The organism is Enterobacter cloacae complex sp. 309I3 (assembly GCF_050031595.1).
GTDB lineage: Bacteria > Pseudomonadota > Gammaproteobacteria > Enterobacterales > Enterobacteriaceae > Enterobacter > Enterobacter cloacae.
The window spans coordinates 1799357-1820286 of sequence record NZ_JBLGWI010000001.1 but is presented as its reverse complement, the minus strand read 5'-3'; the positions used below and the strand labels follow the sequence as shown (position 1 = coordinate 1820286).

Here is a 20930-nt window from a genome sequence, read left to right as displayed (position 1 = left end):
CTTTTAAAAGTATGTTGTAACTACAGTAAGCACATCAGGGCGCAGTACGCGACGGCTGAGCACTGGGGCGCGATGGCATAAAGAACAGCGCCAGCGCCGGAATAAGATAGATAAAGTACATCGCCACTTCACTGACGCTTGGCGTTTCCTGATAGCCGAAGATCCCTTCGAGCAGCGTGCCGGTCAGTGAATGGGTAGAAAGAACATTGCTAAGATCGAACGCCACATCCTGGAAGTGGTTCCACAGACCCGCCTCATGGAAAGCGCGGATCGCCCCTGCCGCCAGCCCTGCGGCCACCAGCAAAATGAACAGGCTGGTCCATTTAAAGAAGGCCCCCAGGTTCAGGCGAATGCCGCCCCAGTAGAGCAGGAAACCCAGCACCACGGCCGTTGCCAGCCCCAGCATCGCCCCCAGCGGTGGCCAGATCCCCACATCCTGCTGAAAGGCAGCCAGCAGGAAGAATACGGATTCCAGACCTTCACGCGCCACGGCGAAAAAAACCATCATGATCAGCGCCCAGCCGTGATGATTTCCCTTCTGCAGGGCATTATCTACCGCCTGCTCCAGCTGCACCTTCACGTTACGCGAGACTTTACGCATCCAGAACACCATCCAGGTGAGGATCACCACCGCTATCACCGCAACGATACCTTCGAACAGCTCCTGCTCTTTCTGCGGGAATTCACCGGTGGTTTCATTGATCAGAATGCCCAGGCCCAGACAGAGCGCAGCGGCGAGGAAAACCCCTATCCACATCACCCCAATCCAGCGTCCGCGCTGGGTTCGCTTCAGATAACTGGCGATGAGGCTAACAATGAGGGCCGCTTCCAGGCCTTCGCGTAACATAATGAGAAATGGAACAAACATGCAGACACCTTTAATGTTTATCGCGGTCAACTGATGCAAAGAAAGGTAAATTCTTGTGATAGTGATTATCATTACGGCGATAAGAAAAACAAGCGAAATGTGTGGTTTTTGATGACGAGTTGTAAACGCATCGCGGGGTAATAGTTGCGCTCGTGACGTTCCGGTTTATAAGGTATAACGAAAATGCCCATTTACGGTTAATCAGCGCTGTGGCTAAATATCCGCCTCGCAAACTAACCGAAAATAAACCATGTTTAAGATTGTCCATTTCCTGCTGGCGCTGGTGATTATTCTTGCGCTTGCCTGGCTGGTAAGTTTTGACCGCCGAAAAATTCGCATTCGCTTTGTTTTACAGCTGATCGTTATTGAAATTGCGCTGGCGTTCTTTTTCCTGCACGCCGAAAGCGGGTTATTCCTGATTAAATACGTCTCCGGTTTCTTTGAATCACTGCTGAAATTTGCCGGCGAAGGGACCAATTTCGTCTTTGGCGGAATGGGTGAAAAAGGGCTGGCGTTCATTTTCCTCGGCGTGCTTTGCCCGATTATTTTTATCTCCGCACTCATTGGTATTCTTCAGCACTGGCGCATTTTGCCGATTTTTATTCGGCTGATTGGCACGCTGCTGTCAAAACTGAACGGCATGGGCAAGCTGGAATCCTTTAACGCGGTGAGTTCGCTGATCCTCGGACAGTCTGAAAACTTTATTGCCTACAAGGGCGTACTGGGCGATCTCTCGTCACGTCGTTTGTTCACCATGGCGGCCACGGCCATGTCGACCGTCTCCCTGTCGATTGTCGGTGCCTATATGACCATGCTCGACGCTAAATTTGTGGTGGCGGCGCTCATTCTGAACATGTTCAGCACCTTTATTATTCTCTCCGTCATCAACCCGGTTCGCCCGGAAGCGGAGCCGGATATTAAGCTCGAAAAACTGCATGAATCCCAGAGCTTCTTCGAAATGCTGGGCGAGTATATTCTGGCCGGTTTTAAAGTGGCGATGATTATTCTGGCGATGCTGATTGGCTTTATTGCGCTTATTAGCGCCATTAACGCCCTCTTCTCCAGCGTATTTGGCATGAGCTTCCAGCAGATCCTAGGCTATGTGTTTTATCCGCTGGCGTGGCTGGTGGGTATTCCGCTGAGCGATGCCTTAAATGCCGGCAGTATTATGGCAACTAAGCTGGTAGCGAATGAATTTGTGGCGATGATTGAGCTGCAAAAAATTGCGCATCAGATGTCACCGCGCGGGCTGGGGATTTTATCCGTGTTCCTGGTGTCGTTCGCCAACTTCGCCTCTATCGGTATTGTCGCAGGTGCAATCAAGGGCCTGAACGAGCAGCAGGGCAACGTGGTGTCGCGGTTTGGTCTGCGTCTGGTGTATGGCGCGACGCTGGTGAGTTTGCTGTCGGCGAGCTTTGCGGGCCTGGTGCTGTGATGTGATGCCGGGTGGCGCACAGCGATCCCGGCCTACGATACAACAACGGCGGGTTATCCCGCCGTTTTCATTAAAACTGCACACACACCGGCTGATCGACCCGCATCACCGACTCCTGCGCAAAGCGGGATTTATAGATCCCGCGTAACGCCTCAATGTTCTTCTCGCTCTGCGCATCTTTTCCGTGGATCAGCATCAACGCCTTGCTCGGCTCACGCGCCACTTTACCGTCGTTGCCCAGCCACTGTCCGCGCGCATCAAACACCGTTAAGCCGTCACGAAAACGCGGCGTCACGTCCCGGTCAACAAACTGCTGCCACTCGTCGGGGGTGATCTGCGCCCCGGCCGGACGATTTAAGCCGAAATAAAGCGTGGTCTGCTGCATCTGGTTATCCACTTTGCAGGTGTCAGTCGCCATATGCTGCGACGGTGCAGTACAGCCAGCCAGCATCAGGAATGCCGCTGCCAGTAACCCTGTTTTGATTGTCATGCTTCGCTATCCTCATTGTTATAAGTGCAGCGATATCACCGTAAATTACGGATTTTGGCAAGAAAAAAGCCGGGTGGCGCTGACGCTCACCCGGCTTACAGTGTGCAGGAAGAAAAATTACTCAGCCTGGAGCTTCGTCGGCGGCGCAGTGTGGTAATGGGCATCCGCTTCCGCAAAGCGTTTCTGCATGGAGGCAGACGGCGCTTTACCCAGCAGGCTAAAGACCACAATACCGAGACTGCCGAAGATGAAGCCCGGGATAATTTCGTACAGGCCCAGCCACGCGAACTGTTTCCAGACGATAACCGTGACCGCACCGATAATCATCCCCGCCAGCGCGCCGTTACGGGTCATACGCGACCACATCACGGAGAACAGCACCACCGGACCAAACGCCGCACCAAAGCCCGCCCACGCGTAGCTCACCAGACCCAGCACGCGGTTTTCCGGGTTCGACGCCAGCGCAATGGCCACCAGCGCCACCACCAGCACCATGAAGCGCCCTACCCACACCAGCTCTTTCTGGCTTGCGCCTTTACGCAGGAATGCCTTGTAGAGGTCTTCGGTGATCGCACTGGAGCAGACCAGCAGCTGGCAGCTCAGGGTGGACATCACCGCCGCCAGAATAGCGGAGAGCAGAATACCGGCAATCCATGGGTTAAACAGCACCTGCGCCAGCTCGATAAACACACGCTCGGCGTTCTGGTTTACCGCTCCCGCCTGCGCCGGGTTGTTGTTGAAGTATGCAATGCCAAAGAAGCCCACCGCGCACGCCCCTGCCAGGCAGAGGATCATCCACGTCATACTGATGCGACGCGCATGAACGATGGTGTGGTGAGAGTCGGCCGCCATAAAGCGCGCCAGGATATGCGGCTGACCGAAATAGCCCAGACCCCAGCCCATCAGGGAGACGATGGCGACAAAGTTCAGCCCTTTGAGCATATCGACGTTTTCAATGCTCTTCTGCTTGATCACTTCCAGCGACTCGCCAAAACCACCAACGGTGAAGATCACAATCACCGGGGTCAGGATCAGGGCGAAAATCATCAGGCTCGCCTGCACGGTGTCGGTCCAGCTTACCGCCAGGAACCCACCCACGAAGGTGTAGAGGATGGTAGCCGCCGCACCGGCCCACAGGGCGGTTTCGTAGCTCATGCCGAAGGTGCTTTCGAACAGACGCGCACCGGCCACAATACCGGAGGCACAATAGATAGTGAAGAACAGCAGGATCACCACCGCCGAGATAATGCGCAGAATGCGGCTGTTATCTTCGAAACGGCCGGTGAAATAATCCGGCAGCGTCAGGGCGTTGTTGTTCACTTCGGTATGCACGCGCAGACGGCCTGCTACCAGCTTCCAGTTAATCCACGCCCCGAGAGTCAGGCCAATGGCGATCCAGCTTTCAGAGATGCCGGAGATGAAAATCGCCCCCGGCAGCCCCATCAGCAGCCAGCCACTCATGTCCGATGCCCCCGCAGAAAGCGCAGTCACCATTGGGCCTAAACTGCGGCCACCCAGAATGTAGTCGTCAAAGTTCTTTGTAGAACGCCATGCCAAAAACCCTATCAGGATCATGCCAAAAATATAAACGAGAAATGTCACCAGCATCGGTGTGCTCATTGCCATTCAAATTCTCCAAAAGTCGAGCGACAACCGTCCGGGTTGCCTTGTTATGTCATCACCGGAACGGGGTGATGGGTATCTGTGTTTCTGTTGGCCGCGCGTATCCTGCCGTAAGCAGTGCTCGCACACAAACGATTTAACACTGCATTTACATCAAATTCATCCCCGGTTTTATATGTCTTTCCTATAGGTTGCACTTGCTCACATTTATACGGGTTGCACCTTTTAAAAGTGTTAAGTACCGCATAAAAACAGGCTTCGTATGCAGAAGCCAGCGCTTTTTTCCAGCTAACCATCCGTTAACAATCCATTCATTTTTCAGCTTGCTAGCCGGGTCACATTTAACACGGTTGCACAAAGTTGCAACATGGTGGATATTTCAGGCTAACCACCGAACACGATCAAAGAACAACAGGAGTTTTGGCATGGGCATGACCACCATGGGGGTTAAGCTGGATGACGCAACCCGCGAACGGATTAAGACCGCAGCAACCCGCATTGACCGCACGCCGCACTGGCTAATCAAGCAGGCAATTTTTAACTATCTCGAACGGCTTGAGAGCGACGAAGGTCTGCCCGAGCTGCCCGCCCTGCTGGCAGGTGCCGCCAATGAGAGCGAAGACGCGCCGGTTGCTGGCGACGAGAATCATCAGCCGTTCCTGGAGTTCGCGGAGCAGATCCTGCCGCAGTCAGTCAGCCGCGCCGCCATTACCGGTGCGTACCGCCGTGCTGAAACGGACGCCGTGCCAATGCTGCTGGAGCAGGCTCGCCTGCCGGAAGCCGTCGCCGCGCAGGCGCACAGCCTGGCGTATCAGCTGGCCGACAAACTGCGTAACCAGAAAACCGCCAGCGGCCGTGCCGGTATGGTGCAGAGCCTGCTGCAGGAGTTTTCCCTCTCCTCCCAGGAAGGCGTGGCGCTGATGTGTCTGGCAGAAGCACTGCTGCGTATCCCTGACAAAGCCACCCGCGATGCGCTGATCCGCGACAAAATCAGCAACGGCAACTGGCAGTCACACATTGGCCGCAGCCCGTCGCTGTTCGTTAACGCCGCCACCTGGGGTCTGCTGTTTACCGGCAAGCTGGTCTCGACCCACAACGAAGCGAACCTCTCCCGCTCCCTGAACCGTATTATCGGCAAGAGCGGCGAACCGCTGATCCGCAAAGGCGTGGATATGGCGATGCGCCTGATGGGCGAGCAGTTTGTTACCGGTGAAACCATCGCCGAAGCGCTGGCCAACGCCCGCAAGCTGGAAGATAAAGGGTTCCGCTACTCTTACGACATGCTGGGTGAAGCGGCCCTGACCGCTGCCGACGCGCAGGCCTACATGGTCTCTTACCAGCAGGCGATCCACGCCATCGGTAAAGCGTCCAACGGCCGCGGTATTTATGAAGGTCCGGGCATCTCAATCAAGCTCTCCGCCCTGCACCCGCGCTACAGCCGCGCGCAGTACGACCGGGTGATGGAAGAGCTCTACCCGCGCCTGAAATCCCTGACCCTGCTGGCGCGCCAGTATGACATTGGCATCAACATCGACGCCGAAGAGGCAGACCGTCTGGAGATCTCGCTCGATCTGCTGGAAAAACTGTGCTTTGAGCCAGAACTGGCAGGCTGGAACGGAATTGGCTTTGTTATTCAGGCCTACCAGAAACGCTGCCCGTTCGTTATTGATTACCTGATTGATCTGGCCAGCCGCAGCCGTCGTCGCCTGATGATCCGACTGGTAAAAGGCGCTTACTGGGACAGCGAGATCAAACGTGCCCAGATGGAAGGTCTGGAAGGCTACCCGGTTTACACCCGCAAGGTTTACACCGACGTCTCTTACCTCGCCTGTGCGAAAAAACTGCTCGGCGTACCGAACCTGATCTACCCGCAGTTCGCTACCCACAATGCTCATACCCTGGCGGCGATCTATACCCTGGCCGGGCAGAACTACTATCCGGGCCAGTACGAATTCCAGTGCCTGCACGGCATGGGTGAACCGCTCTACGAGCAGGTCACCGGTAAAGTGGCAGAGGGCAAGCTGAACCGTCCGTGCCGTATTTATGCTCCGGTCGGTACCCATGAAACCCTGCTGGCGTACCTGGTGCGTCGTCTGCTGGAGAACGGGGCGAACACCTCCTTCGTTAACCGCATTGCCGATACCACCCTGCCGCTGGACGAACTGGTTGCCGATCCGGTGCAGGCCGTTGAGAAAATGGCGGCTCAGGAAGGCCAGATTGGTCTGCCGCATCCGAAGATTGCCCTGCCGCGCGAGCTGTACGGCAAAGGCCGCATCAACTCGGCGGGTCTGGATCTCGCCAACGAACACCGTCTGGCGTCCCTCTCTTCTGCCCTGCTCAACAGCGCGCTGCAGAAATGGCAGGCCAAACCGATGCTGGAACAGCCGGTCGCAGACGGCGAGATGCAGCCGGTGATCAACCCGGCAGAGCCAAAAGATATTGTCGGCTACGTGCGTGAAGCCACGGAAGCGGAAGTGGAGCAGGCGCTGGAGAGCGCGGTAAACAACGCGCCAATCTGGTTCGCCACCCCGCCGCAAGAACGTGCCGCCATTCTGGAACGCGCCGCGGTGCTGATGGAAGATCAGATGCAGTCGCTCATTGGTATCCTGGTGCGCGAAGCGGGGAAAACTTTCAGCAACGCCATCGCCGAAGTCCGTGAAGCCGTCGACTTCCTGCACTACTACGCAGGCCAGGTACGCGATGATTTCGATAACGAAACGCACCGCCCGCTTGGTCCTGTGGTCTGTATCAGCCCGTGGAACTTCCCGCTGGCGATCTTCACCGGCCAGATTGCCGCCGCGCTTGCCGCAGGCAACAGCGTGCTGGCCAAACCGGCGGAGCAAACCCCGCTGATTGCCGCTCAGGGGATTAACATCCTGCTGGAAGCGGGCGTACCGGCGGGCGTGGTGCAGCTGCTGCCTGGGCGGGGTGAAACAGTGGGTGCGAAGCTCACTGCGGATAACCGCGTGCGCGGCGTGATGTTTACCGGCTCGACCGAAGTGGCCTCCCTGCTGCAGCGTAACATCGCCACCCGTCTGGATGCCCAGGGCCGCCCAACGCCGCTCATCGCGGAAACCGGCGGCATGAACGCCATGATTGTCGACTCCTCCGCGCTCACCGAGCAGGTAGTGGTAGACGTGCTGGCCTCCGCCTTTGACAGCGCGGGTCAGCGCTGCTCCGCCCTGCGCGTGTTGTGCCTGCAGGACGACGTGGCCGACCACACGCTGAAGATGCTGCGTGGTGCCATGGCCGAGTGCCGCATGGGCAACCCGGGCCGCCTCACCACCGATATCGGGCCGGTGATCGACGCGGAAGCCAAAGCGAATATTGAAAACCACATTCAGGCCATGCGTGCCAAAGGCCGTCCGGTGTTCCAGGCCGTGCGCGAGAACAGCGAAGATGCCCGCGAGTGGCAGACCGGCACCTTTGTGCCGCCTACGCTTATCGAGCTGGCAAGCTTCGACGAGCTGAAAAAAGAGGTCTTCGGCCCGGTCCTGCACGTGGTGCGTTACAACCGTAACAACCTGAATGCATTGATTGAGCAGATCAACGCCTCCGGCTATGGCCTGACGCTCGGCGTGCATACCCGTATCGACGAAACCATCGCCCAGGTCACCGGCAGCGCCAAAGTGGGCAACCTGTACGTCAACCGCAACATGGTTGGCGCGGTCGTGGGCGTGCAGCCGTTCGGCGGCGAGGGGCTCTCCGGCACCGGTCCTAAAGCGGGTGGCCCGCTCTATCTGTACCGTCTGCTGGCGAACCGTCCTGAGCGCGCGCTGGGCGTGACGCTGGCACGCCAGGACGCGGACTATCCGGTGGATGTCCAGTTGAAAACCGTGCTGACGCAGCCGCTGGAAGCACTCATCAGCTGGGCGGAAAAACGTCCTGAGCTGCGCGCTGTCGCACAGCAGTACGGCGAGCTGGCGCAGGCTGGCACGCAGCGTCTGCTGCCGGGTCCTACCGGCGAACGCAACACCTGGACGCTGATGCCGCGCGAACGCGTGCTGTGCGTGGCGGATAACGAACAGGATGCGCTGGTTCAGCTGGCCGCCGCGATGGCAACGGGCTGTGAAGTGCTGTGGCCGGAAGACGGTCTGCACCGCGATCTGGCGAAGCAACTGCCGAAAGCGGTTTCTGCCCGCATTCACTTTGCGAAGCCTGATGCCCTGCTTGCGCAGCCGTTTGACGCGGTTATCTACCACGGTGATTCCGATCAGCTGCGCGAACTGTGCGAGCAGGTTGCGGCCCGCAGCGGGGCGATTGTTTCGGTGCAGGGCTTCGCCCGCGGTGAAACCAACCTGCTGCTGGAGCGCCTGTACGTGGAGCGTTCGCTCAGCGTCAACACCGCGGCAGCGGGCGGTAACGCCAGCCTGATGACAATCGGGTAATCGTGTACACTCTCCCCGGTGACGCTACGCTAACCGGGGTTACAACTTCACCTTAGGCCGGATAAGCACAGCGCATCCGGCTTTTTTACACGGAGGGGATGATGAAAAGAGTATTTCTCGCAGGCGCCGCCCTGCTGCTGAGCGCCAGCGCGCTGGCGGACGAGTGCGACAACGCCACTACGCAGCTTGAACTGAATACCTGTAGCGCGCAGCAGTACCAGGCCGCTGATAAAAAGCTCAACCAGACTTATCAGTCCGCCATTAAGCGTGCGGCGGCCCCACAGCGTGACCTGCTGAAAAAGGCGCAGCAGGCGTGGATCGCCCTGCGCGATGCGGATTGCAATTTTATCGGTTCTGGTACCGAGGGAGGCAGCGTGCAGCCTATGATCATTAGTCAGTGCCTGACGGAGAAAACAGTGGAACGCGAGGCGTTTCTGGCCTCGCTGATGCAGTGTGAAGAGGGCAACTTAAGCTGTCCCCTCACCCCATAGGGGCGAGGGATAAAAGACAGCACAGAACAGTCCCCTCTCCCCGTGGGAGAGGGTTAGGGTGAGGGAAACTAGCGCACGCGGATCCCTTCAATAATCATCCGCTGCACGTTTTCGAGAGTGCTCTGGAAAAACGCTTCGTCCTGCAGCGTCTTTCCGGTTACCGCTTCAACCTGGGCCGCAAAGTCTGCATAGTGCTGGGTGGCGGCCCAAATCATAAAGATCAGATGCTGCGGATCGACAGGTGCCAGTTTGCCGCTGGCGACCCACCCGGCGATGATCGCGGATTTATCGTCCACCAGCTGTTTTAAATCCCCCGTCAGCTCTGCCTTCAGCAGCGGCGCGCCCTGCAGCATCTCCAGACAGAACAGCCGGGATGCCTGCGGATAATCACGGGACACCTCCAGCTTCAGGCGAATGTACTCTTTGATCGCCACCAGCGGGGCGAACTCCTGACGAAAGGCCTTTAGCGGCGCCAGCCAGATATCCAGGATCTGCTGCATTACTGCCACATACAGCGCCTCTTTCGACGGGTAATAGTAGAGCAGATTGGTTTTGGACACCCCGGCCTGCTCCGCCACCTGTTCCAGGCGCGTGCCGTGAATGCCGAACTGTGAAAAGGTCTCCAGCGCCGCACTGAGGATGGCGTGCTTTTTGGCGCTCACCGCCTGCGAACGTTTACCTGCTGTTTTCACTGCGCCTTGTGTCATCCCGCTCTCCTTATTCTGCGTTGCCAACAGCATAGCAAAACCCCCGCCTCGCCACGACATTCTGCACTCCCATCGCGCATGAATGCCTGTTTTGTGTGCAATGTTTTTGACCATTTAGTCCACTTTTGTCACGCTCAATTCACCAACCATTGATTAACACATTAATAACAAAGCCATTTTGAAAACTGGCACTCCCTTTGCAAAACCCTGTTCACCTGCAACGTAGTGAAGAGAGGTTCGTGATGAAAATTGGCGTATTTGTACCCATCGGCAACAACGGCTGGCTTATCTCGACCACTGCTCCGCAATACATGCCGACCTTTGAGCTGAACAAAGCCATCGTGCAAAAAGCGGAGCACTACCATTTCGACTTTGCACTTTCGATGATCAAGCTGCGCGGCTTTGGCGGCAAAACCGAATTCTGGGATCACAATCTGGAATCCTTCACCCTGATGGCGGGCCTGGCGGCGGTGACGTCACGGATTCAGATCTACGCCACCGCCGCCACGCTCACCCTGCCGCCAGCCATTGTCGCGCGGATGGCCTCCACCATCGACTCCATCTCCGGGGGGCGTTTTGGCGTCAATCTGGTCACCGGCTGGCAAAAGCCGGAGTACGACCAGATGGGGCTCTGGCCGGGAGATGAGTACTTCTCGCGCCGCTATGAGTACCTTACCGAATACGTGCAGGTGCTGCGCGATCTGTGGGGTACCGGCAAGAGCGATTTCAAAGGTGACTACTTCACCATGAATGACTGTCGCGTCAGCCCGCAGCCTTCTGCACCAATGAAGATGATCTGCGCCGGGCAGAGCGACGCGGGAATGGCGTTCTCGGCAAAATACGCCGACTTCAATTTCTGTTTCGGTAAAGGTGTCAACACCCCCGCCGCCTTCGCCCCAACCGCCGCACGCATGAAAGAGGCCGCCGACAAAACCGGCCGTGATGTGGGCTCTTACGTGCTGTTTATGGTCATTGCCGACGAAACCGATGAGGCCGCGCGCGCCAAATGGGAGCGTTATAAGGACGGGGCCGACGACGAGGCCCTGAGTTGGCTCACCGAACAGAGCCAGAAAGATACCCGTTCCGGCGCGGACACCAACGTGCGCCAGATGGCCGACCCGACCTCTGCCGTCAATATCAACATGGGCACGCTCGTCGGCTCGTATGCCAGCGTTGCCAGAATGCTCGACGAAGTGGCCGCCGTTCCCGGCGCGGAAGGCGTTCTGCTGACCTTCGACGATTTCCTCACCGGCGTGGAGACCTTCGGCGAGCGCATTCAGCCGCTGATGCAGTGCCGCGCCCACATTCCTGCCATCACCAAGGAGGTGGCGTAATGACAACCCTTAATGCCCGTCCGGAAGCCATCACCTTTTCTGCACCGCAGAGCGCGCTGATTGTGGTGGATATGCAAAACGCCTACGCCAGCCCCGGCGGTTATCTGGATCTGGCGGGGTTTGACGTCTCCGCTACCCGGCCGGTGATTGAGAACATCAAAACCGCCGTCGCCGCCGCACGCGCCGCCGGGATGCTCATCATCTGGTTTCAGAACGGCTGGGACGATCAATACGTGGAAGCCGGTGGCCCCGGCTCGCCCAATTTTCACAAATCGAACGCCCTGAAAACCATGCGCAAACGGCCCGAACTGCAGGGCAAGCTGCTGGCTAAAGGTGGCTGGGATTATCAGCTGGTGGATGAACTGGTGCCGGAGGCAGGCGATATTGTGCTGCCCAAACCGCGCTACAGCGGCTTTTTCAACACGCCACTCGACAGCCTGCTGCGCAGCCGGGGCATTCGTCATCTGGTCTTTACCGGCATTGCCACCAATGTCTGCGTGGAGTCGACCCTGCGCGACGGCTTCTTCCTCGAGTATTTCGGCGTGGTACTGGAAGACGCCACTCATCAGGCGGGGCCGGAATTTGCCCAGAAAGCGGCGCTGTTCAATATCGAAACCTTTTTTGGCTGGGTCAGTAACGTCGCCGATTTTTGCGACGCCCTGAACCCGCCGCTCGCCCGTATCGCCTGAGGAGACATACGATGCCGAAATCCGTGATTATTCCACCGGGCACCAGCACGCCGATTGCGCCGTTTGTCCCCGGCACGCTCGCCGATGGCGTGGTGTACGTCTCCGGTACCCTGCCGTTTGATAAAGACAACAACGTGGTGTTTATCAACGACCCAAAGGCGCAAACGCGCCACGTGCTGGAGACGATCAAGACCGTGATCGAAACCGCAGGTGGCACGATGGAGGATGTGACGTTCAACAGCATCTTTATCACCGACTGGAAAAACTACGCCGCGATTAACGAGATCTACGCGGAGTTCTTCCCCGGCGATAAGCCGGCCCGCTTCTGCATTCAGTGCGGGCTGGTGAAGCCGGACGCGCTGGTTGAAATCGCCACCGTTGCGCACATTGGAAAGTGAGGCTGCCATGAAGCTCTCCGTCTCACCGCCCCCGTTTGACGGCGCGCCCGTCGTGGTGCTGATTGCCGGACTCGGCGGGGGCGGCAGCTACTGGTTGCCCCAGCTAGCCGCGCTGGAACAGGAGTATCAGGTGGTCTGTTACGACCAGCGTGGCACCGGCAATAACCCTGACACCCTGCCGGAAGAGTACACCCTGGCGCAGATGGCCGGTGAGCTGGCACAGGCGCTGACCGCGGTCGGCATCACCCGTTACTGTGTGGTCGGCCATGCGCTGGGGGCGCTGATCGGCCTGCAACTGGCGCTCGACACCCCCGATGCACTCAAAGCGCTGGTGTGCGTCAACGGCTGGCTGACGCTGAATGCCCATACCCGACGCTGCTTTCAGATCCGCGAACGGCTGCTGCATGCCGGTGGCGCGCAGGCGTGGGTAGAGGCGCAGCCGCTGTTTCTCTATCCGGCAGACTGGATGGCCGCTCGCGCACCGCGTCTGGAGGCTGAAGAGGCACTGGCGCTGGCGCACTTTCAGGGCAAAAACAATCTGCTGCGCAGGCTGAACGCGCTGAAAAAGGCTGATTTTAGCCGCCATGCCGCCCGCATCGCCTGCCCGGTACACCTTATCTGTTCCGCCGATGACCTGCTGGTGCCCTCTGTCTGCTCGTCTGAGCTGCAGGCTGCGCTCCCGCACAGCCACAGCGTGGTGATGCGCCAGGGCGGTCATGCCTGCAACGTCACCGAGCCAGAAACGTTTAATACCCTGCTGCTGAACGGGCTTGCCAGCCTGCTGCACAGCCATGAACCCGCTTTATAAGGAGTTTCGATGAGCGAAGCCATTACCTCTGCCGCGCTGGATTCACTGTTCACCGGCGCACGCACCCACAACGGCTGGCTGGACATACCGGTCAGCGACGAGACGCTGCGCGAGATCTACGACCTGATGAAATGGGGGCCTACCTCCGCTAACTGTTCCCCGGCCCGTATTGTGTTTGTGCGCAGCGCAGAGGGTAAAGAGAAGCTGCGCCCCGCACTCTCCAGCGGAAACCTGGAGAAAACCCTCACCGCACCGGTCACCGCGATTGTGGCGTGGGACACGGAATTCTATGAGCGTCTGCCTGAACTGTTCCCGCACGGGGATGCGAAGAGCTGGTTTACCACCAGCCCCGCGCACGCAAAAGAGACCGCCTTTCGCAACAGCTCCATGCAGGCCGCTTATCTCATCTTTGCCTGTCGTGCCCTGGGGCTGGATACCGGCCCGATGTCCGGTTTTGACCGGCAAAAAGTCGACGAAGCCTTTTTCACCGGCACGCTGCTGAAAAGCAATCTGCTGATCAATATCGGCTATGGCGATGTGGGCAAACTCTACGGCCGTCTGCCGCGCCTGGCCTTTGAAGACGCCTGCGGGCTGGCGTAAGGAGCCATCATGACGACACCCGATAAACAAACCTTTCGCGATGCAATGGCCTGTGTAGGCGCGGCGGTCAATATCATCACCACCGACGGCCCTGCTGGCAGAGCGGGCTTCACCGCCAGCGCCGTATGCAGCGTCACCGACTCGCCCCCGACGCTATTGGTGTGTCTTAACCGCGGCGCGTCCGTCTGGCCGACGTTTAGCGAAAACCGCACCCTGTGCGTCAACACCCTGAGCGCCGGACAGGAGCCACTCTCCAACCTGTTTGGCGGCAAAACGCCGATGGAAGATCGCTTCGCCGCTGCCCGCTGGCAGACGGGCGAGACGGGCTGCCCGCGTCTGGAGGAGGCGCTGGCCTCGTTTGATTGCCGTATCAGCCAGGTGGTCAGCGTCGGCACCCACGACATTCTGTTTTGCGACATCGTGTCCATTATCCGCCACCCCGCCCCGCAGGGGCTGGTGTGGTTTGACCGCGGCTACCACGCGCTTATGCGACCCGCCTGTTAACCCTTCTTAAGGAAGCAGCTCATGGCAATGTTCGGATTTCCCCACTGGCAGTTGAAATCGACCTCTACAGAACCTGGCGTGGTCGCGCCGGATGAACGGCTCCCGCTCGGGCAAACCCTGGTGATGGGCGTGCAGCACGCGGTTGCCATGTTTGGAGCAACGGTGCTGATGCCGATGCTGATGGGCCTTGACCCCAATCTCTCCATTCTGATGTCGGGTATTGGCACCCTGCTGTTCTTTTTTGTCACCGGCGGGCGCGTGCCCAGCTATCTGGGCTCCAGCGCCGCCTTTGTCGGCGTGGTCATCGCCACCACCGGGTTTAACGGTCAGGGGATCAACCCCAACCTCAGCGTCGCCCTCGGCGGCATTATCGCCTGTGGTCTGGTCTATACCCTGATTGGCGTCGTAGTGATGAAGATCGGAACCCGCTGGATCGAGCGAATGATGCCGCCAGTGGTTACCGGCGCGGTGGTGATGGCGATTGGCCTGAACCTGGCGCCAATTGCCGTGAAGAGTGTCTCCGGCTCGCCGTTTGAGAGCTGGATGGCGGTGATCACCGTGCTGTGTATCGGTCTGGTGGCGGTATTCACCCGCGGCATGGTCCAGCGTCTGCTGATTCTGGTCGGGCTGATTGTGGCCTGTCTGATCTACGCCCTGCTGGCCAATGTCTTTGGTTTCGGCAAGCCTGTCGACTTTACCCTGCTCCATCAGGCTGCCTGGTTCGGTCTGCCGCAGATCACGTCTCCAACCTTTAACACGCAGGCCATGATGCTTATCGCCCCTGTCGCGGTGATCCTGGTGGCGGAGAACTTAGGGCATCTGAAGGCCGTGGCGGGCATGACCGGGCGCAGTATGGATCCGTATATGGGGCGCGCGTTTGTCGGGGATGGCCTGGCGACGATGCTCTCCGGGTCGGTGGGCGGCAGCGGTGTCACCACCTACGCCGAGAACATTGGCGTGATGGCGGTAACGAAAGTCTACTCCACGCTGGTGTTCGTGGCGGCGGCGGTCATGGCGATGCTGCTCGGCTTCTCACCAAAATTTGGTGCGCTGATCCACACCATTCCCTCGCCGGTCATCGGCGGCGCATCGATTGTGGTGTTCGGGTTGATTGCCGTGGCGGGAGCGCGCATCTGGGTACAGCATCGCGTCGATCTCAGCCAGAACAGTAACCTGATTATGGTGGCGGTCACGCTGGTGCTGGGTGCAGGTGATTTTGCCCTGACGCTGGGCGGGTTTACGGTTGGCGGGATTGGTACGGCGACCTTTGGGGCGATCCTGCTTAATGCCCTGCTGAGCCGCCGGAAAGGGGATGAAGCGCAAGGGGAAGCCATCACCCCCTCCACCTGATATAAAGGCCCCTTACTTGCCGGGTGACGCTGCGCTTACCCGGCAATCGCCTTACGTCTTTTTTTGAGCTTTAGCTCACTCACCAGCACCCCAACAACGATAAACGCCGCGCCGACCAGCGCCAGCAGCGGTAAGCGTTCTCCGGCAATGCGTCCAAAAATCCCCGCCCAGACCGGTTCACCGGTGTAGATCACCGTCGCCCGCGTCGGCGACACGCTGCGCTGTGCCCAGTTCATGGTCACCTGAATAATGGCGCTGAAAATACCCAGTCCCAGTGCCACCACCACCAGCCCGGCAGACATCGGCGGAACCGACTCCCCTGCCGGAACCATCGTCGCGAACGCCACCAGCGACGCCGTGGCAAGCTGTACCACCGTGACGCGCTTAACGTCGACCTTCCCGGCCCAGGCGCTAATGAGGATAATTTCCGCGGCAATCGCAATGGCTCCCACCAGGGTAATGATCTCGCCCGGCCCCATTGCCAGCAGGTTATTTTCCGGCCCGGCCAGCAAAATCAGGCCGATGAACGCCAGCACAATACCAATGCAGGACATCACACCCGGCAGGCGTCCCAGACACAGCCATTGCAGTAACGGCACCAGCGGCACATACATGGCGGTGATAAAGGCCGATTTACTGCTGGAGATTGACTGTAACCCCCACGTCTGCAGGCTATACCCCATGGCAATCGCCACGCCAATCGCCACCCCGGCCTTGAACTCCTGCAGGGTCAGTCCGCGCAGGGTTTTCAACGAGATCAACCCCACGGCAATCGCTGCCGTCGCAAAGCGCAGGCCGACAAAGAAGAACGGATCGCTCAGGGTGACCGCATACTGGACGGCGAGAAATGTTCCGCCCCAGAACATGGTGATCAGAATGAGGATCGCTTCCTGAGGTTTGACGGAGAAGGTAAAACGAGAAAAAGACATGAGGCACCAGAACGTAGAATGAAGGGACTAGTGTGCGATGCCTTTGATTGCAGTTCAATGTTACAGAAATAAAAAAACCGCCGGGAGATCCCGGCGGCAGAGGTCTTTCAACCCGGCGACTTACTTATTACCGCCATGGCTGTTTTTACCCCCTTTTTTGCCAGCCTCAGATGCGCGCTGAGGGTCATTTTTAAAATTACCCCCGCTATGCTGGCCACCTTTACGGCCTGCTTCTGATGCTCTTTCACGATCTTCGGCGAAATTACCTGAACCACCACGATGGTTTGCCATCTCTAACCTCCAGTATGTGAAACATTAGACATCATATTGCATTCAGTAAAAGAGGATTCTTTCACCTCGCGGCTCAAGGACAGCGCCTTTATCTGTGCCGCGTGAAACTAAGCTTAGTGGACTGAGGGTATCCGGCAAGCTGTAGTTAATATTCTGCAACAAGATCTCAGTCTTTTGGGTGAGAAAACGCGGCGGTCATTCATAAGCCTTTCTTATCATTTCAAAAATCGTCGGCGGTAAAAATGTTTCATTTTGCTACAAGCCGCGATGGTCAGCATATTGTTATAAATCAAAGAAATGCCGTTCATTTTTGCAGTCTGGCTGTGATGTCATATCTTTAAATGAACGCAGCGATTCGCTGTCAGAAAAAACAAACGAGGAGTGATGCAAAATGGCTAAAGTTCTGGTGCTCTATTATTCCATGTATGGACACATTGAAACCATGGCTCACGCGGTAGCAGAAGGTGCAAACAAAGTGGACGGCGTGGAGGTTGTGGTAAAACGCGTACCGGAAACCATGCAGGCAGAAGCGTTCGCCAAAGCCGGAGGAAAAACCCAGAATGCGCCGGTCGCCACGCCTCAGGAACTGGCGGATTACGACGCCATTATCTTCGGCACCCCCACCCGTTTTGGCAATATGTCAGGCCAGATGCGCACCTTCCTCGATCAGACGGGCGGGCTGTGGGCCTCTGGCGCACTGTACGGCAAACTCGCCAGCGTGTTCAGCTCCACCGGGACCGGCGGAGGCCAGGAACAGACGATTACCTCAACCTGGACTACCCTTGCTCATCATGGGATGGTGATTGTACCGATTGGCTATGGCGCGCAGGAACTGTTTGATATCTCTCAGGTACGTGGCGGCACACCTTACGGTGCAACCACCATTGCCGGTGGCGATGGATCCCGACAGCCGAGCAATGAAGAGCTCGCTATCGCCCGCTATCAGGGTGAATATGTCGCGGGTCTGGCCAAAAAACTGAACGGCTAACTCAACAGGAGGACAAGCATGCCAACTCAAGAATCCAAAGCTCACCACGTGGGCGAATGGGCAAGTTTACGCAATACCTCTCCGGAGATCGCCGAAGCCATTTTTGAAGTCGCGAAATACGACGAAAAACTGGCAGAGCAGATTTGGGAAGAAGGCAATGATGAAGTGCTGGTACGCGCCTTCGAAAAAACGGACAAAGACTCGCTCTTCTGGGGTGAGCAAACCATCGAACGTAAAAACGTCTGAGCGTTTCCCCCCGCCTGCGCGGGGGGATTATCTTATTTCGCCGCGTCGTTCATCACCGTATTAAATTTATCGATCGGGCAAAAACCGTTCGCATCCACCGGACACCCCTTCAGTTCCAGCGTCACGCGCTGCGCCGGAGACTGCAGCGACAGCACGCTGGCGTTACGCAGCTGCTCTGAGCTCTGATACACATACTCAATTTTCATCAGCTCGCGGTTGCCGTTTTTGTCGTGCCAGCGCTGGAAGACAATTTTGCCGCCGATTGGGGTGCGCTCCTGCTGGTCATGCAGCTGGTACGGCTTGAAGTCCAGCGCCGTCAGCAGAGAGGCAATGTTGGAGTCATGCCCCACCAGCAGGGTGATTTTCGGCGCTTTTGCCTGATCGGTCACCAGGGCGTTATCGATATACTTCACCAGCGGTTTGGCGACGTTTTGCGCCACCTCGGTTGAGGTAAACAGCGAGTCCTGATATCCGTTTTTCAGCTTCGACAATACGCGCCACTGCTGGTCGGTTTTAATCTCTCCCCAGGCCACCTGGTCGGCCGGGAAGCCTTCGTAATACTGCAGCGTGAACGCATCCACCAGCGAGTTGCCCACTTTCAGCGGCCCGGAAACGCCCGGTTCTTTTTCGTAGTCGGCGCTGAAGGTATCTTTCGCGTCTGCCAGTGAACAGACTTTTTTCTCTTTGCATGACGGCGAATCGGCGTAGTTCGTCATCTGCTCCAGCAGCTTATAGCTTTCGCCAAGCTGCATTTTCTGCCGCTCGGACTCCATCGCCTTGAGCGCTTTTTCGCGGAATTCCAGTGAGTTATCGGTAATCACCGGGTTAAAGGTTGGGTCCATGGTGCCCATTTTGTCCTGATGGTGCACAGGCACGTCGCAGCCCGGGAAAGCCCCGGTAATGAAGAACTGCGCGGTGGCTACGGTGCGCTGCAGGCTGTTGGCGTAAGCATAAACGCTCTCCGCCGGTGGACATTCTCCCGTCTTCACCATCCCCTGCTGGGCCAGCCACTCGCGCATGTAGTGCCCCATGTAAACCTCCAGCACGCCACCTTTGGTGGTGAGCTGACCGCCCGGCACTTCCCATTCAGGCCATTGCTTTGGCGTGGACTGCTCCAGCACGCTGCCGTTATTGGCGAGCGGTGCGCGCAGGTTGTGACGGCTCATAATTAAAACTTGCTCCAGCTGATACCCTTCCGGCGTCTCTTGCGCCTGCACCCCGGAGGCTGCTGAAAAGAGACCGGCTACGGCCACCGCGAGTAGTGCTTTTCTCATCCCTAATTCCTCACTCGTTTTAAAATGTCGCGTTCAGTGTGACAGATCCGTGACAATTTTCCGGGAAGCATTTCTCAAACTGATGAATAACACGCTTACCCGGTGAGCAGATTAGTTTTATAATAAAACTACATACGCCCGGAGATTTGCCTGTGAAACGCACCCGTCTTGAAGAGAGTACCTGCCCTGTCGCCCGTTCGCTGGATATCATCGGCGACTGGTGGTCGCTGCTGATTGTTCGCGACGCATTGCGCGGGATTAAACGCTTCGGCGAGTTCCAGAAAAGCCTCGGTATCGCGAAAAACATGCTGACCGCGCGGCTAAAACTGCTGGTCGATGAAGGCATCCTCCGGCTCCAGCCCGCCTCCGACGGCAGCGCCTGGCAGGAATACGTTCTGACCGACAAGGGACGCGCACTCCAGACGGTGCTGGTTGCCCTGTCCCAGTGGGGCAATGAATTTTTGTTTGCGGAAAACGAATGCGGCACCGTTCTCATTGATAGCGAACAGCGCAAACCGCTGCGTAAACTGCTGCTTATCGCCGATGATGGCCGCGAACTTACGCCTGAAGAGATCGTGGCTAAACTTCCCTCCTGATCGTACCCGACGGCAAAAGCACAAAATGACCACCAATATAGTTGCATTATAAAACCAAATAGCAGACAGTGAATTCAGTTTCATATTGAAACCAAATAACCCACTTTGCTTTGAGGTAACACACGATGACTACGCAAATCACTACCGCCCTGATTACGGGTGCCTCTTCCGGGATTGGTGCCGTCTATGCCGATCGCCTTGCCGCGCGCGGCGCTAACCTGGTCCTGGTCGCCCGCCGCGAGGATCGGCTGCAAACCCTCGCCGCCGACCTGCGCGCGCGCTATGGCGTGACCGTCGATATTCTGGTGGCCGATCTCACCGATGAAACCGGGATCCGCGCGGTAGAAGACGAACTGCGTAGCAATACCGCCATTGATGCGCTGGTTAACAACGCCGGCACCGCGCAGATGGCGCCGTTCCTTGCGGGTGATGTGGCCCAGCATCAGGCCATTAACACCCTCAATACCACGGCGCTGATGCGTCTGACCTATGCGATCCTGCCGCGCCTGGCGCAGAATAACCACGGTACGCTTATCAATATCGCCTCGGTGTTGTCCCTGCACGTACGTGCCGGCAGCGCGCTGTACAGCGCCACCAAAGCCTGGGTGCTCAGCTTTACCCGTGGGTTACAGGAGGAGTTTGCCGACAGCAATCTGCGTATTCAGGCCGTGTTACCCGCCGCAACGGCAACAGAAATCTGGCAGCATTCCGGCGTGACGGTGAACGATCTGCCGGAAGGCTCGGTGATGACCACTGACGATATGGTGGATGCTTCGCTGGCGGGTCTGGATCAGGGCGAGCTGATTACCATTCCGCCAATGCATGATGCCAGCCTGTGGGATCGCTACGAAACGGCACGTCTGGAACTGTTTAACAGCGCCCGCACCGGCATACCGGCGCCGCGCTATGTAAAACAGTAGG

Annotated in this window: 21 protein-coding genes; 14 read left to right on the top strand and 7 right to left on the bottom strand. The window is 57.8% G+C overall.

Translation table 11 applies throughout. The features are described 5' to 3' along the window. Positions 1-34: 34 nt before the first annotated feature. On the bottom strand, positions 35-868 hold the full coding sequence (efeU, locus tag ACQG22_RS08555; RefSeq protein WP_013097186.1) for an iron uptake transporter permease EfeU: 834 nt from the start codon (positions 866-868) through the stop codon (positions 35-37). A gap of 250 nt (positions 869-1118) precedes the next feature. On the opposite strand from efeU, the gene ACQG22_RS08550 reads away from it, so the two are divergent. Beyond that, entirely contained in the window at positions 1119-2303 is a 1185-nt protein-coding gene (locus tag ACQG22_RS08550; protein WP_020689647.1) for a NupC/NupG family nucleoside CNT transporter, read from the top strand. 70 nt (positions 2304-2373) lie between these two features. On the opposite strand, the gene ACQG22_RS08545 is transcribed toward ACQG22_RS08550, so the two are convergent. Together ACQG22_RS08545 and putP are read right to left on the bottom strand one after the other, a co-directional pair. Next, on the bottom strand, positions 2374-2793 hold the full coding sequence (locus ACQG22_RS08545) for a DUF3574 domain-containing protein (protein WP_095440289.1): 420 nt from the start codon (positions 2791-2793) through the stop codon (positions 2374-2376). A gap of 117 nt (positions 2794-2910) precedes the next feature. Next, positions 2911-4419, bottom strand: a complete 1509-nt coding sequence (gene putP / locus ACQG22_RS08540) for a sodium/proline symporter PutP (RefSeq protein ID WP_029882760.1) — start codon at positions 4417-4419, stop codon at positions 2911-2913. Between the two features lie 422 nt (positions 4420-4841). On the opposite strand from putP, the gene putA reads away from it, so the two are divergent. After that, positions 4842-8804: a trifunctional transcriptional regulator/proline dehydrogenase/L-glutamate gamma-semialdehyde dehydrogenase gene (putA, locus tag ACQG22_RS08535; RefSeq protein WP_040023863.1), complete on the top strand. Its 3963-nt coding sequence runs from the start codon at positions 4842-4844 to the stop codon at positions 8802-8804. A gap of 101 nt (positions 8805-8905) precedes the next feature. Beyond that, entirely contained in the window at positions 8906-9295 is a 390-nt protein-coding gene (locus ACQG22_RS08530; protein ID WP_029882762.1) for a lysozyme inhibitor LprI family protein, read from the top strand. A 68-nt stretch (positions 9296-9363) separates the two neighbouring features. Here ACQG22_RS08530 and rutR read toward each other — a convergent pair whose 3' ends face one another. Next, positions 9364-10002: an HTH-type transcriptional regulator RutR gene (gene rutR, locus ACQG22_RS08525; protein WP_013097192.1), complete on the bottom strand. Its 639-nt coding sequence runs from the start codon at positions 10000-10002 to the stop codon at positions 9364-9366. Positions 10003-10244: 242 nt separating this feature from the next. Here rutR and rutA point away from each other — a divergent pair, with 242 nt between their 5' ends. From rutA to rutG, 7 genes are read left to right on the top strand one after another with little or no spacing between them, the layout of a single operon-like run. Further along, complete coding sequence (gene rutA / locus ACQG22_RS08520; protein ID WP_151347615.1) at positions 10245-11336, top strand: pyrimidine utilization protein A; 1092 nt, start codon at positions 10245-10247, stop codon at positions 11334-11336. Then, the gene (rutB, locus tag ACQG22_RS08515; RefSeq protein ID WP_013097194.1) at positions 11336-12025 is read left to right on the top strand and encodes a pyrimidine utilization protein B; all 690 of its coding nucleotides are present in this window, start codon (positions 11336-11338) and stop codon (positions 12023-12025) included. Before rutA ends, rutB begins: the two co-directional genes overlap by 1 nt. Positions 12026-12036: 11 nt before the next feature. Next, complete coding sequence (gene rutC / locus ACQG22_RS08510; RefSeq protein WP_013097195.1) at positions 12037-12423, top strand: pyrimidine utilization protein C; 387 nt, start codon at positions 12037-12039, stop codon at positions 12421-12423. 7 nt (positions 12424-12430) lie between these two features. Further along, positions 12431-13231 carry a pyrimidine utilization protein D gene (rutD, locus tag ACQG22_RS08505; RefSeq protein WP_048972204.1) on the top strand — a complete coding sequence of 267 codons (801 nt, stop codon included), beginning with the start codon at positions 12431-12433 and terminating at the stop codon, positions 13229-13231. 9 nt (positions 13232-13240) lie between these two features. Continuing rightward, complete coding sequence (locus ACQG22_RS08500; RefSeq protein WP_129327473.1) at positions 13241-13831, top strand: malonic semialdehyde reductase; 591 nt, start codon at positions 13241-13243, stop codon at positions 13829-13831. 9 nt (positions 13832-13840) lie between these two features. Further along, complete coding sequence (gene rutF / locus ACQG22_RS08495; RefSeq protein WP_013097198.1) at positions 13841-14335, top strand: NADH-dependent FMN reductase RutF; 495 nt, start codon at positions 13841-13843, stop codon at positions 14333-14335. Between the two features lie 21 nt (positions 14336-14356). Then, a complete protein-coding gene (gene rutG / locus ACQG22_RS08490; protein WP_013097199.1) occupies positions 14357-15685 on the top strand; it encodes a pyrimidine utilization transport protein G in 1329 nt (442 codons plus the stop codon). Between the two features lie 35 nt (positions 15686-15720). Here the strand turns inward: rutG and ACQG22_RS08485 are convergent, their stop codons facing one another. Beyond that, positions 15721-16614, bottom strand: coding sequence for a DMT family transporter (locus tag ACQG22_RS08485; protein ID WP_369706427.1), 894 nt, complete (start codon positions 16612-16614; stop codon positions 15721-15723). A gap of 120 nt (positions 16615-16734) precedes the next feature. Then, on the bottom strand, positions 16735-16905 hold the full coding sequence (locus tag ACQG22_RS08480) for a general stress protein (protein WP_013097201.1): 171 nt from the start codon (positions 16903-16905) through the stop codon (positions 16735-16737). A gap of 391 nt (positions 16906-17296) precedes the next feature. Here ACQG22_RS08480 and wrbA point away from each other — a divergent pair, with 391 nt between their 5' ends. Then, positions 17297-17893, top strand: a complete 597-nt coding sequence (gene wrbA, locus ACQG22_RS08475) for an NAD(P)H:quinone oxidoreductase (protein WP_025755888.1) — start codon at positions 17297-17299, stop codon at positions 17891-17893. A gap of 18 nt (positions 17894-17911) precedes the next feature. After that, positions 17912-18139, top strand: coding sequence for a YccJ family protein (locus tag ACQG22_RS08470; protein WP_008499832.1), 228 nt, complete (start codon positions 17912-17914; stop codon positions 18137-18139). Positions 18140-18171: 32 nt separating this feature from the next. Here ACQG22_RS08470 and agp read toward each other — a convergent pair whose 3' ends face one another. Next, positions 18172-19413, bottom strand: coding sequence for a bifunctional glucose-1-phosphatase/inositol phosphatase (gene agp / locus ACQG22_RS08465; RefSeq protein WP_038419075.1), 1242 nt, complete (start codon positions 19411-19413; stop codon positions 18172-18174). Between the two features lie 152 nt (positions 19414-19565). Between agp and ACQG22_RS08460 the strand changes: the two genes are divergently transcribed. Together ACQG22_RS08460 and ACQG22_RS08455 are read left to right on the top strand one after the other, a co-directional pair. Next, positions 19566-20009 (top strand): winged helix-turn-helix transcriptional regulator, encoded by a 444-nt coding sequence (locus tag ACQG22_RS08460; protein WP_045902799.1) that lies wholly within the window; start codon positions 19566-19568, stop codon positions 20007-20009. Positions 20010-20134: 125 nt separating this feature from the next. Next, positions 20135-20929, top strand: coding sequence for an SDR family NAD(P)-dependent oxidoreductase (locus ACQG22_RS08455; protein WP_013097205.1), 795 nt, complete (start codon positions 20135-20137; stop codon positions 20927-20929). Position 20930 lies beyond the last annotated feature (1 nt).